Source organism: Pseudomonas chlororaphis (genome assembly GCF_001921865.1).
Taxonomy (GTDB): Bacteria; Pseudomonadota; Gammaproteobacteria; order Pseudomonadales; family Pseudomonadaceae; genus Aquipseudomonas; species Aquipseudomonas chlororaphis_D.
In genome coordinates this window covers 509217-521199 of the sequence record NZ_MSCT01000008.1, presented here as the reverse complement: position 1 = coordinate 521199, position 11983 = coordinate 509217, and the positions used below count along the sequence as shown (strand labels likewise).

Annotated in this window: 16 protein-coding genes; all 16 read right to left on the bottom strand. The window is 61.7% G+C overall.

Features of this window, described 5'->3' with window-relative positions:
• Positions 1–39: 39 nt before the first annotated feature.
• Positions 40–246 carry a tail protein X gene (locus BTN82_RS09665; protein ID WP_075118904.1) on the bottom strand — a complete coding sequence of 69 codons (207 nt, stop codon included), beginning with the start codon at positions 244–246 and terminating at the stop codon, positions 40–42.
• Complete coding sequence (locus tag BTN82_RS09660; RefSeq protein WP_075118903.1) at positions 221–1066, bottom strand: phage tail protein; 846 nt, start codon at positions 1064–1066, stop codon at positions 221–223. Before BTN82_RS09660 ends, BTN82_RS09665 begins: the two co-directional genes overlap by 26 nt.
• A 9-nt stretch (positions 1067–1075) precedes the next feature.
• Positions 1076–3664: a phage tail tape measure protein gene (locus tag BTN82_RS09655; protein WP_075118902.1), complete on the bottom strand. Its 2589-nt coding sequence runs from the start codon at positions 3662–3664 to the stop codon at positions 1076–1078.
• Positions 3665–3795: 131 nt separating this feature from the next.
• Positions 3796–4092 (bottom strand): phage tail assembly protein, encoded by a 297-nt coding sequence (locus BTN82_RS09650; RefSeq protein WP_075118901.1) that lies wholly within the window; start codon positions 4090–4092, stop codon positions 3796–3798.
• Positions 4093–4118: 26 nt separating this feature from the next.
• Positions 4119–4628, bottom strand: coding sequence for a phage major tail tube protein (locus BTN82_RS09645; protein WP_075118900.1), 510 nt, complete (start codon positions 4626–4628; stop codon positions 4119–4121).
• A gap of 12 nt (positions 4629–4640) precedes the next feature.
• On the bottom strand, positions 4641–5810 hold the full coding sequence (locus BTN82_RS09640; protein WP_075118899.1) for a phage tail sheath family protein: 1170 nt from the start codon (positions 5808–5810) through the stop codon (positions 4641–4643).
• Positions 5811–5908: 98 nt separating this feature from the next.
• The gene (locus tag BTN82_RS09635; protein ID WP_075118898.1) at positions 5909–6343 is read right to left on the bottom strand and encodes a phage tail assembly chaperone; all 435 of its coding nucleotides are present in this window, start codon (positions 6341–6343) and stop codon (positions 5909–5911) included.
• Between the two features lie 12 nt (positions 6344–6355).
• A complete protein-coding gene (locus tag BTN82_RS31485; RefSeq protein ID WP_075118897.1) occupies positions 6356–7828 on the bottom strand; it encodes a phage tail protein in 1473 nt (490 codons plus the stop codon).
• Positions 7825–8430: a phage tail protein I gene (locus BTN82_RS09625; RefSeq protein ID WP_075118896.1), complete on the bottom strand. Its 606-nt coding sequence runs from the start codon at positions 8428–8430 to the stop codon at positions 7825–7827. The genes BTN82_RS31485 and BTN82_RS09625 overlap by 4 nt, the downstream gene beginning before the upstream one ends.
• Before the next feature lies 1 nt (position 8431).
• Entirely contained in the window at positions 8432–9313 is an 882-nt protein-coding gene (locus BTN82_RS09620; protein ID WP_075118895.1) for a baseplate J/gp47 family protein, read from the bottom strand.
• On the bottom strand, positions 9310–9636 hold the full coding sequence (locus tag BTN82_RS09615; RefSeq protein WP_075118894.1) for a GPW/gp25 family protein: 327 nt from the start codon (positions 9634–9636) through the stop codon (positions 9310–9312). Before BTN82_RS09615 ends, BTN82_RS09620 begins: the two co-directional genes overlap by 4 nt.
• Positions 9637–9638: 2 nt before the next feature.
• The gene (locus BTN82_RS09610) at positions 9639–9854 is read right to left on the bottom strand and encodes a hypothetical protein (RefSeq protein WP_075118893.1); all 216 of its coding nucleotides are present in this window, start codon (positions 9852–9854) and stop codon (positions 9639–9641) included.
• 43 nt (positions 9855–9897) lie between these two features.
• Positions 9898–10479 (bottom strand): phage baseplate assembly protein V, encoded by a 582-nt coding sequence (locus tag BTN82_RS09605; protein ID WP_075118892.1) that lies wholly within the window; start codon positions 10477–10479, stop codon positions 9898–9900.
• On the bottom strand, positions 10476–11009 hold the full coding sequence (locus tag BTN82_RS09600; protein WP_075118891.1) for a hypothetical protein: 534 nt from the start codon (positions 11007–11009) through the stop codon (positions 10476–10478). Before BTN82_RS09600 ends, BTN82_RS09605 begins: the two co-directional genes overlap by 4 nt.
• Complete coding sequence (locus BTN82_RS09595) at positions 11002–11664, bottom strand: hypothetical protein (RefSeq protein WP_075118890.1); 663 nt, start codon at positions 11662–11664, stop codon at positions 11002–11004. The genes BTN82_RS09600 and BTN82_RS09595 overlap by 8 nt, the downstream gene beginning before the upstream one ends.
• Positions 11661–11981, bottom strand: a complete 321-nt coding sequence (locus BTN82_RS09590) for a hypothetical protein (RefSeq protein ID WP_075118889.1) — start codon at positions 11979–11981, stop codon at positions 11661–11663. The genes BTN82_RS09595 and BTN82_RS09590 overlap by 4 nt, the downstream gene beginning before the upstream one ends.
• Positions 11982–11983: the final 2 nt, after the last annotated feature.

Here is an 11983-nt window from a genome sequence, read left to right as displayed (position 1 = left end):
AGAACCCCGCACTGGGCGGGGCTCGTTGAGGACTTGGGGTCAGCCCCATAGCTCGATGATTTCGATCGTTGGCGGAGCAAGGTCGGGTAGCATGATCACCACCCCGGTGCGGTAGGGCTGCGGCTCATCAGCCAAGCCCGGGTTCTCCTGCAGCACCAACTCGACCGTCCCGTTAAGGTGCCCGTAGTGCTGGTAACACAGCGTGTCGAGAAGATCCCCTTCAGACGTTCTGCATGTCGTTGCCATACTTCACGAACTCCAATGAGAAACCCTGTTTGCGTGGGATGCCGCCAGCCAGCAGCGCGCCCTGTTCTTCATCGACGCTCAGCAGGCACCAGGTGCCGAGCACGTCGCCATAGCCCGTAACCAGGCTGACTGGCTGTAGCCGGCGCGCGATGGTGCGAAGGGTGTCCAGCTGCTTGATTCCCCCTTTAAAGCCGGGATAGATCACCCCCTTCAACGTGATCTTGTCCTCGCCCTGCCCGACCGCCTGCTGCGCGATATCCCGCGTCAGGCGCTCCTGTCCGGCCCAACGCGCGGCCGTCTGCCGCCGCAGCTCGTCGAACGCGGCGGTGTCCAGGTTGAAGTAGTAGGGCTGCTGCTTGGTATCGAGCGGCTGCAGGATCAGCAAGTGTGGGAAAGGCTTGATTGCTTCGGCCGCCGGCGTCGCCAGCGACGAGAACGCGCTGGTTGGCAGGATGTTGGCCAGCGACGGGCTAACCTGGCCGGCTATCCGGTTGATTGCCGCCGATGCCTTCCCAGCCTGTTCCTTCAGCGAACCAATGCGCTCTTGTACCGCCGCGGCGCCACTGACCACTTGGCTGTAGGTCGAAGCCACCCGCCCTACAGTGGATTGTGCTGCGCTGATCGCCCGCATCGTGCGCTGCAGCTTCTGGCCAATGGCCGGGCCAATGATCGGCAAACCCTCCAGCTCGGAGGCAGCCCCCGTCATGTCACTGACAGCACCGGTTAGCGGCCCAAGCATGCCGTCGAGGCTGGTACGGCCAGCCTCCCCCGCAGCAATCAACGACGACAGCGTCGACTGCATAGACTCCATGTAGGCCATGGTACCTCCTTAAACATGGGGTTGGTCGAACAGTTGCCCAGCAGCCTGCCGCGCAAGACTTTCCCGCGACCAGGTATCCCAACTATTGCGGATAAGCCCCTCGAGCGAGCGGAACAACTGCTGCGGATCCTTGGCATCGCCTTGAATGGTGATCGGCATATTCGGCATGTAGGAGAACTGCTGGTCGACTTTGGGCGGATCAGACTTGGGCTTGGCCTGCTCGAGCGCCTGAGCGACTACCGGAGCCGTCGGGGCCGGCGCCGCTGCTGCAATCGAGCGAGCCACGTCACCAGGCGCCGCGTCCTTGCCCTTGTCGGCCTTGGCCACCTGCTCGTCCTCGCCGAACAGCTTCTTGCCGAGCCAACCACCTAAGTCCTCCCCGCCCATACCGCCGAAGGCCGCACCAATGGCGCCACCGATGGCGGTACCGATGATCGGCACGACCGAGCCAATCGCCGCGCCTACAGCTCCCCCAGCCAGGGCACCGGCCAAACCACCCGCCGCGGTGCCGTAGCCTTCGGCTTTCTCGTTCTGAGTCTGTGCGTTCAGTGCCGTGTCTACCAGGGTCATCCCAGCATCGAGAACTTTCCCCCCAGTCAGCTTGCCGACTACCTTAGACACCTTGCCCGCAGCGCCCAGCATCCGCCCCATCCGCCCGACATCCGCAGCCGTGCTCGCAGCCACCAATCCGGCCGAAGCACCTCCACGCACCACCCGCCCGACTGAACTTGCAGCAGGAGATCTGCGCGTCGCCGCACCACGCCCCCTTCGCTGCCTACGACTGCGCCGGCCGCCTGGCTCTGCGCCCCCCATCGACGACCCCAGCCCGCCGAGATCCTTCGCGTTGACAACGAAGACTCGCTGCGGCTCATTACCGAGTACACCGCCTGTATCATTGGCAGCAGTACCACCAAACACTTTGCCCAGCACGCCAAGGCCGGCATCCACCACCTTGTTGCCGGTCTCAGGAATGCCGCCACCGCCAGCGGCACTACGCCCCATTCGCCGGCCACGCGCAACATTCAAGACCCCGCGCCCGATCTTCGCCGTGCTGTACAGAGTGAGCAGCGCACCGATACCAGCAGTGATGCTGGCAATGCCCATCACTACGCCTGGCGCCTTGTCCGACAGTTCCGTGAGCTTGTGCGCCACGAACGTGATGCCCTGCCCGAGCTTGTCCGTCACCGGGCGGATGGCGTCGCCAACACTACGCATGCTGTCATCGATCGACTGCAGCGTCTCTTTCCAGATCTGCGACGACGTCTCGCGCCGCTCGGCCAAGTTCTTATCCAGAATCCCGGTGGCCTTGGTCGAGTCGTTTTTCAGCTGGGTGTACAAGCCCCTGTTCTGCGCGTAGGCGGTCAGCGCCGCCTTGACCTGCATATCTGCGAAGACGTCGCCGGTACGCAGGCTTCTCTCCAAGGCTTCCAGCGCCGCCGTAGCCTTCTCCGGGTCGACCTCCTTGTCGATCTTGGCCTGAGCCTCTTTCATCTGCTGGGCTTTCTTCGGGTCGGTCTTCTCGACGTACTGCGTCGCCAACCCCATAGACGCCTCAAAGATGTTCATGCCCTTTTGCAAGCCGGTATTCAACGACTTCTGGTAGTCGATCCCGACCTTTTCGTAGTTCCTCTGAATGTCGCCTGAGCCGATCTTCTCCATCCAGTTCTTGAAGTTGTTCGCCGCTTCGTCGGAGCTGCCGGCGGTCTTCATCTGCACCTGCAGCATTGCTCCCAGCGACGTGACCGCATCCAGACCAGTGACACCGCCTTTCTCCATACCGGCCAGCAGTTGCGGGAACCACTTGGCCATGTCGGACGCCTCGAAGGACCCCGCCTGGCCTTGATAGGCGATGGCCTCCAGGGCCTGCTGCATGACCTTGGGGTCTGTGATCTTGGCGTTCTGCTGCAGCGCCTGGATCATCGCCGCCGTGTCGACGCCCGACGACCCTTGGCCGATGGCAAATTTCGCCGCCGTCGGCGCGTAGGCCATCGCTTTTTCCACGTCCATACCGGCGCCGACCAATTGGTTAATCAGGTCCGCCACATCATTGCGTGACATCCCGGTATCGCGCGCGGTGTCGATCACCGACCGACTCAACTGGGCTTCTTGCGGCTTATTGACGATGTCTGACTTGATCGCAATGTCGCGAATGATCGCTTGGTAGTCCGCACTGATCTTCGTTGGAATTGCGGCCATGCCAACGCCGACAACCGCGGCACCGATGGTCGACTTCAGCGAAGACTTGCCCGCATCAATCTGCTGCCGTCCCTTCTGCTGCAGATCAGTTGCCTTCGCTTCGCGCCCAAGGCGCTGATACTCCCGGGCCAGACGCCCGACCTCGACGCCCTGTTTCTTCAGGGCATCGAGATTGCCCTCCAGGCGACGCAGCAGGCCGGATGCCGCGGCCGACCCACTGTCATGGGCCTTCTTCCATTCATCCCTGAGCTTGATCGTTTCGCCGATGGTGCTCTTCAGCACCTTGGCCCGATTGCCCTTGTCCTCGAGCTTTTTGATATGCCCCTGAGCAGTACCGAATGCAGCACCGAGCGATGCTGCAACGGCGCCGCCAATTTCCAGCGCGATCGCTAGCTTTGCCATGCGCTACCCTCCTGCAGGCTCAATCCGTGAGCCACCAGACGATGTCTATCCAGGACATCACAGAGATCTCTGCTGCCGAGAAGCCCAGCTCCGCAGCCAACCGTTTGGCCAGCTGCTTCTGGATCTGCGGGTCAAAGCTCGTCGTCTTGCACCAGGCGAAAATAGCCGGCCTGTAGACGGGTGTAGTCCTTCAGGGCCAGACCTTCGAGATCCTTAACGCTGACTTCGGCCAGCGAGGCGAACAGATTCAGCTCACGCTGCTCATCATCACCATCGGCGGTGACCTGGGCGGCGCGAATATCTCGAACAGTCGGTGCCCGCAGGGTCAACGTATCGACCTTGACGCCGTTGCACTCGGTCGGCTTGCTCAGTTTTACAGTGACGCGGTCGACGTCGACCTGCAGGAAAGCGGGGATTTTCTTGGTCATGAGGTGTTGTCCTTGTGAGTGAGGGTTTACAGGCCCAGGGCTTGACGTTGTCCAGCGAGCTGGTCGACGCCGTTGATGACGCGTTTCATGCCGAGGGCATCGATCTCGTAGACCACGCGACCGTCGACCTCGAGCTTGTAGTAGGTCACTGCGACGCTGTGCTTGATCTCGGCCTTGTCGCCTGGCTTCCAGTCGCCCATGTCGACCTCTTTCAACGCACCGCGCAGGGTGACGATGACCGCGGTGATCTTGCCCTTGAGGCCCTTGTAGGCCCCGCGGAAAGTGCCGTTGAAGGCAGTGCCATCAGCCAGGCCGAAGAACTTCAGCGACTCGCGGCGAATGCCGGCAGTAGTGAAGCCGGCCTCCTGCTTTTCCATGCCCTGGTCCTGCTCCACCGGCATGTCCATGCCGCCGCCTCGATGCTCTTCCATCTTCAGGGTGAGCTTGGGCAGGGTCAGGCTGGGCACGTCGCCCTGGAAACTGATGCCATCGACGAACAGGTTCATGTTGGCCAGCGTTTCGGGAATCATTGCCATCGGGTTCGCTCCTTATGCGGCGTTGTTGTCGAGGACTTCGGTCAGCCACTGGTCAGTGACCTCGACGCGGAAGTTCGGGTTTTCGGCAGGCGGGACGTCGGTGAAGCGGATGTTCCAGTACACCTTGCCCTGTCCCAGTTGGCTGGCCGTGTTCAGCTCAGGGTCCGCAAAGACCTCGAAGTTGATAATCGCGCCCTGGTTCTTCAGGTCGCGCATGAAAGCCTGCAGGCCCTCGGTGACGTCCTTGACGTAAGTGGCGGTGATCGATCTGTCGACCGCCCATTTGTGGCCGTACAGGATTGCGTCCATGACGATGTCCATGGTCCGCACGCGGGTAACGAAGGCCCATTTCGGATCGCTCGACAGCGTGCGGTTGCCCCATAGGCGGTAGCCGTCATCGCGGATAATGGTCGTCACGTTGGCGTTGTTGAGCAGGTTGGCCCGGCAGGTCTCGTCACCGTCGAGGAACTCGATCGGGCGCGTGGTGCCAGTGATGCCGACGAACTCCTTGTTCGACGGCGAGGCCCAGAACCCGTACTCGCTATCAGTCCAGGCGAACAGGCCGGCGACATAGGCCGAGCTGGGCGCATTAACTGTTGCGCTGGTCTCCGTGTCCCAGTACTGCACACCGGGGTCGACCAGAAAGGCTCGCTTGGCACCAAACTCCCCGGCGTAAGCGATGACCGCTTCGTCGGTGGTGTTCGGGCCGTCGAGGATGGCAAGGCCGCGCAGCCTGTCAGCCAAGGCCACCAGTGCGGTGCCGACGGCCTGGGTCGCGCTGTGCTTCGGTGTCACCAGCAACCGCGGCTGGGCGTTGAAGCGGCTCTTGCCGTCGAGCAGCGCCTGCAGTCCAGTGCGGGTACCGTCAGCCTTCGTGCCACCGATGATCGCCGAAACTTGCTCCGCAGGATCGGCCAGCTTTTCAACACCGCAGGCTACGATGACCGCCTTGGCTCGGGTGTAAATCGCCAGGCACGCCTTGGTGATCGCAGCATTCGGACCGAACGCCGCGACCGCTTCGCGCTCACTGGTGATCACCACCAGGTCATTCGCTTTGGCCTTGGCGTCAGGGCCAGGGGTGAAGGTGTCGACCAAGCCAATGATCGATGACGACGGAAGCGCGATGGTGCGCGCTCCGGTGTCGACATTCGTTACGGTAACGCCGTGAAAGAAACCACTCATTAGAGTCTCCAGAGACGAAAAAGCCCCGCGGATGCGAGGCAGTTATGGGGAGGTGTTACGAGAAGCGGAAAAGAAAACGCCCCGTCAGTGCGGGGCGTTTATTGGGTTTCGGATTCAATCCAACCAGGTGCAACTGGCCGGTGTACATGATCAGGAAAATCAGGTGACTGCGGCCAATCGCGCAGCAGCTGCATGTATGCGAGCAACTCGCTGTACTGATCAGCCTTCAGGCTGGTTGGTTGTGATAGCTCAAGCTCGTCGCGGTGGCGCTCCCTCAGCCACTTCACACGGTCAAGTTCCGCGTCTCGCCACCAACGTTCCTGATTCACTATCGCCTCAGGATCTGGCGTTGGCTCGACCAGCACCGGCCGGCCATTGTCGCCAATCGCAATGTCCTGGCCGCGAGCCTCGCCAGCCAGCAACAAAATTTTCTCGGCCCTGGTGATTTCAATGGCGTCCGATGGAATGCTCTTTGCCGAATAAATTGCAGTGTCAAGAAAGCCGCGGGACGCTGGGTGATAAAAGTGTGCCATTTGAGAGATCCCTTAATAACCCACACACCACCAGCTGATTTCGCCGGCGGATGATGTGTAATTGTTCTGCAGACGAATAACGGACTTCGATATGAACGCTGCACCAGGCGCGAACGCGCTTGCGGTAATCATGTTCGGAAAGTTCATTGACGCAGAAATACGGAACGTGTCATTTGGGAAAGCCAGCGGAAGAGATACATCGCGTGTCGGCCCCTGAGCGCCTCCGGACGCGGTAGCGACCGGGACGTTTGACGCAATGCCCCACTGAAATATCAGCCCTCCCAGCCAAGCCGGCAACGCGACATACCCCGTTGGGGCGAGCAGTATTGCAAAGCCCATCCGCAGCTTTTTGGGTGTCACGATTGTTGAGTCGTCAACCCCAGCATTCACCAGCGTCTGGGTCGCGATACGGGCAATCCCGAGAACGCTTTCTGTCGCTTGTATCACTTTCGCAGCGATGGCCTGGAACACCCTCAGCGCGCTCATCGGCTTGTTTGTGTCGGCCCCTGCCTCAGCCTCCGGCTGACTTGCAAAGCCCACCCCGTAGCTTGCCAGCGTGGTCGGTGTGCCGGTGATGCCGCCCCAGGGAACACCGCTCAGGCCTGCACCGTTGGCGGTCAGTGGCCCCGAGATATAAACACCATCAGCCTTCACGCGAACACCGGGGCCGAATTCCCAGGGCACACCACTCAACCCCATGTACAGCGTGTTCACCGAGTCACCATTACCCCAGGCGCCAAAGCCGGAGAGGATGTTTCTAGACACCCTGCTCACAGCATGAAGGCCGCCGGCCCAACTGGCCGAATCCGCCGCGACGGTCGTGATGCTGCGGGCATTAGTAAGGTTAATTGTCCCGGCTACGTCGCCACCGGTCACGCTGTTCAGCGCGTCAGTGATGCCGTACCCACCCAACGTTGTCGGGTTACTGCCAGCAATCACGATACCCCGACTATTGATCTGGACCTTGGTGTAGGTTCCCGCAGCCTTGTTCGCTGGCAATACATTGGTGATGGCGGCATCAACATAGGAGCGAGTTGCCAGAACAACGCTCGGGTCAATCTTCAGCTCGACGTTCGCCGTGTTACTGACGATCAGGTTCATCCGAATGACTTGCGTTCGCCCAGAGCCCTGGCTCAACAGGGGCTTGAAGCTGGGCGCACAGTTCGCCACCGCGACAAGATCGCCGGCGGCATCATAAAGGCCGATTTCACGAATCCACCAGCCGCCCACGTTCTCGGGGATGACTTGCTCGGCGATGATGACGTTGGCGTTGTTCGGGTCGACTTTCACCTGATTCAGGGGCGCGCGGCGGTTCTCATGAATCAACTTCGTTTGTTGCTCGCTAGGAATAGGATCCGCGCCGTTGGCATCACCGACGCCCATTTGGGCAAAGGTCCAGGGGATGCCCAGGGCATCCGCGTTTGCCTGCTTGGCCTTGCCGATAGCCGTGAGAATGGCGAAAAACTGGCTGTTCTGGTCTGTCATGGGTAAATATCCATCGTGTCGATGTTGTGTTCACGGCCACCCAGGCGGATGTATCCGCTAACCTCGATGTCACGTTGCATTGGGGGATACACATCAATTTCGTCGCCGTCGGTGACGCAGACGCCGATATGCACCGTGCCGGCGGTTTCCAAGCTGATAGCCAGGCCGGTCAACGTCCGGCTCACGGGCTTGGCGTCGTCGATCAGGCGCTCCAGCTCTCGATACATCTCATCCGTGATGCCGGTTTCGAGGACGCCCACTTTTAACGCGAAGGTGCCGGGCACACCCCGCGGCTGGGTCTGCCACCACTCGACAACCTCAATCAGATAGCCCAGCGGCTCAACAACCCGGCGCAAAGCCCCGATGGTGCCTTTGTGCGCATGGATGTAATACGAGGCCTTGATCGCCGCTCGCTTGACCGACTCGGCCCAGTTCGGATCCCAACGGTCAACCGACCAGGCCCAGGCCAAATACGGCAACAGATGAACCGGACAGGTGTCAGCGTTGTACAGCGTCCGAAGCGGGATCTCGGTCACTTCTTCCGTGGCGACTTCAACGCCCCGCTCCAGCAGGGTACTGTTCAGCGGCAGCAGGCTTTTCATGTCAGCTACCCCGCGTCACTTTGATGTCCTCACACCAGGCCGCCTGCGCTTTGGTGGGACGGATATCCGACCACCCCACCAACTCCACCCGGCTGACACCCGCAATATGCAACTGCGCATCTACCCCTGACCGCGCGACCTCCAATCCCAAGCGACGCCTAGGGTTCACCCAGGCCCGCAAGCGTTGCTCACATTCGGCGAGAATCGCTTCGTTCTCCGGTCCTGTACCCGACATGTAAACAAGGGCATCGACCCGATAAGTCAGGATCTGGGCAGACTGGACCGTGAGCCGATCGGCAACGGGGCGTACATCGTCGTCACTCAGATGTAGGCGCACCGTCTCCAGCAGCTCAGGCGGAGCCAATCCTGTGCCCTCCAGGTCCAGCACGGTTACGACTACTTCAGCCGGGGCCGGGCTCTCTGCTGTGGCATCTGCCACGCGTCCCGAAGCATTGCGGGCATGCAGGATGTAGCTGTTTCGAGGCCCTGCAGTGGTGAGCCCCTCATAGACCAGTTGCACGCGTTCCCGCAGTGCATCGTGGGCTTCGAGAACCTTCTCCACCGGAGGTACCGCGTTCAGATCCTCAGCCTGCACCACCAGACGCTTCAGGTTTACATTGGCGGCCAACTGGTCAAGGTCGGCCCCCTCTGCATAAGCCAGTAGCAGCGCCTTCGCAGCATCGTTGACCCGTGCACGGTTCTGCATCCGGCGAAACGCTCCCAGCTCTAGGAGCTTGGTGATAGGGTCGCTCTCGAGCAGCGCGTCCCACTTGTCGTCCATGTACTCGCGGAAGCGCTGCAGCTCTTCGCCGTAAATCTCCTCGAAGTCCAGGCTCTCCAACACCTGCGGCGCCGGGAGCTGCGATAGGTCCACTGCGCTCATACACTCACCTCCATCACTGCGCTGTCACCCAGGTACTCGCCAGTCAGCTGCAAGCTGATCTGTCCGCCGACAACGGCCACAACGCGCACGCGCTCCAGCCGCAGCCGCGGTTCCCAGCGGCCCAAAGCCCGGGCGACCTCAGCCTGCACCGCGCTCTTCCACCCTTCATTCACCGGCAAGTCCACGTAACGCCGCAGCTGGCACCCGTACTCGGGACGCATCCGCCGGCTGCCAACCGTGGTACCGAGAATGTCCTCGATGGATTGCCGCAGGTGTGCCAGGCCGGAGACCGGCTGCCCCGTTCGACGATCCATGCCGATCACGGTCAGGCCTCCTTAAAGTCGGGCCGGTTACGCATGTAGGCCAGGCCAGAGGCATCATCGCCCGCGAGGGTGACCTGCCCTCGTACAACCTCGAGTACCAACCAATCCGGCAGGACCAGCGTGCGCCGGGTGTACTCCTGATCAATGAATGTGACCGCCTTGCTGGATTGTGGTGAGGACTCGACGGCCTCACCGGCTTCTTTCTGTGTCTTGGCCATGGAACCTCCAGGCATAAAAAAGCCCGCGCTGGGCGGGCTCTGGTCAGTGTTTGTGATTCGGCGTGTTGCCGGTGGTATCGATGATCCGGCCACCGCCGTTGATGTCGCCTGTCACTGTTAGCGTGCCGTTGATCGTCACCGGACCAGTCAACGTGATCGTGTCGGCCTGCGCGCTGATGCTGCTGGACTTCGCCGTGATGGCATCGTCCGTCAGTACCGCCTGCGAGGCACCCACCTGGACGGTCACAGTGCCGCTGGGCAACTGAATGGTGTAGCTCTTGGCCTGCCAGTCGTAGATCAGCGAGCCGCCATCCTCGAAGCGCCAGGTCTCGACGTGGTCGCGGTTGTCCGGCTTGGCACCGGCGTTGCCGTACAGCCCCGGCACGAAGGTTCCCTGAGCGGGCTCGCCGCTGGGACTGATCAGGACGCCCTGCTCGTTCAGGCTCGGCGCCCGCCAGTGGCGTGCCTTACCCGCCGCCTGGCTGTGCCAACGCACCCAGGCGCTGGTCCAGCCGCTGCCGTCCGAGACCCGGACCATCGCGGCGACAAGATCGACCGCGACCACCCGACAAGGGATCACCAGGCTGGCCAGCATGCGGTCGTGCATTGCAGATGCGTAACTCACGCCATGGCCTCCGGTGGCAGGTAACTGCCTTCACTGCCCGGGCCGGTGTCAGGGACGAAGCCCCAAACGATCGAGCCGGGCGGCTGGTTGGGCCACGGCCATTCTTCCTCGCCGAGATAGATGATCTGGGTCCACTCGACCACCCATGCGGCCAATGCATCCAACTCCGGCCTGCTCCAGTCGGGCTCCGCGCGCACCAGCTGGGCCGGCTCAACCTCGATGCCCCAGGTTTGCATACGCAGCAGCACCGCCAACTGAGCAGCAATAAACGCCACGACGTGTAGATGATTGTCATGCTCGGTACCGACAATCGCCCGTGCCTCGAAGCGCGCCTCAATCGCCACCTCGCCCGTGCCTGGGTCATGGTCAGCGGGCTCGAACCCGGAAAGCTCCAGAACAATTCCAGGGACATCGATGCGTTCAAGCATCCCTGGCATCGTGCCCACGTAGTGCAGGCCAGGAATGGCCTGAGCGATGGTCGCCTCCATCGCGGCATACACCCTCGCCAGAGGGATCGGATCATCAGCCATTACCAGTTCTCCGTGTGAGCTTGTGTATTTCAAAGTTCAGCTCTTGCTCCATCACCACCAGCAGCCGCTGGTGAGCTTTGTTCGTCCAAGAGCTGAAGTGCGGCCTGACCTCCTCGAGCGAGATCTTGGCCTTGGCCAGTGGAAAGCGGCTGTCGTTCTCAGCAATCCAGCCCGAGCTACTCCCGCCCGCTCTGGAAACCTCGCTGTCGGGGTAGTCGCTCGCTTTGAAGTGCTTGCTGGCCGTGCGGATCCAGATGTCCGGCTTGCCGCCATACACCTGCCGATAGAACGCCCCCTGATATCGCCGTCCCGCTACCGAGACGCCGGAGCGGGTCTCTCTGGCCCGGCCTGCTCGGCTGGCCTCAATCGGGTTGAGACCAAACCACAGCCTGCCCTGCCCGTTGCTGCCCACCGTGTAGGCCCGCAGGCGCTGCCGCACCGCCGCGATGGCAATGCGCTCCTGCTGGCCTACAGAGCGAGCAACGTGGGTACGCAGCCAGCGCAACGTCTTGTTGATGGCCCGTCGCTGGGCGGCGTTGACTGCCTTGGGCACCAGGCTGGCAAACTGCTCGAACCCCTTCACCTGCCGAGGGTTGGCCTGAAGCGTGATCAGGCCCTCGCGCGAGGACTGCTTGTGATAGCTGCCGACGCTCATCGCACCTCCCGCAAAGCGAAGTTGATCCAGCCCGTACCATCCGGGTCCCGTCTGGCGATGACATACCGCCCACCGCCATCCGCAGGTGCAAGATCACAGACCAGGTGCAGGCCTTCCTTGATGCCCGCAGCATTCCCGACACGCACGGAAAAGACCGGTTGACGCAGACCGGTGTTGATCGTGCCGACCTTGGGCTGCTGCCACGGCACGGACATGAACCCCTTCACCGGCTCGTCGAAGCCCTCGATCTCGACCTCATCGCCCAGCTCTTCCAGTAGCGCAGCATCCATGCCTGCCACCTGATCGCGGAAGGCCACGA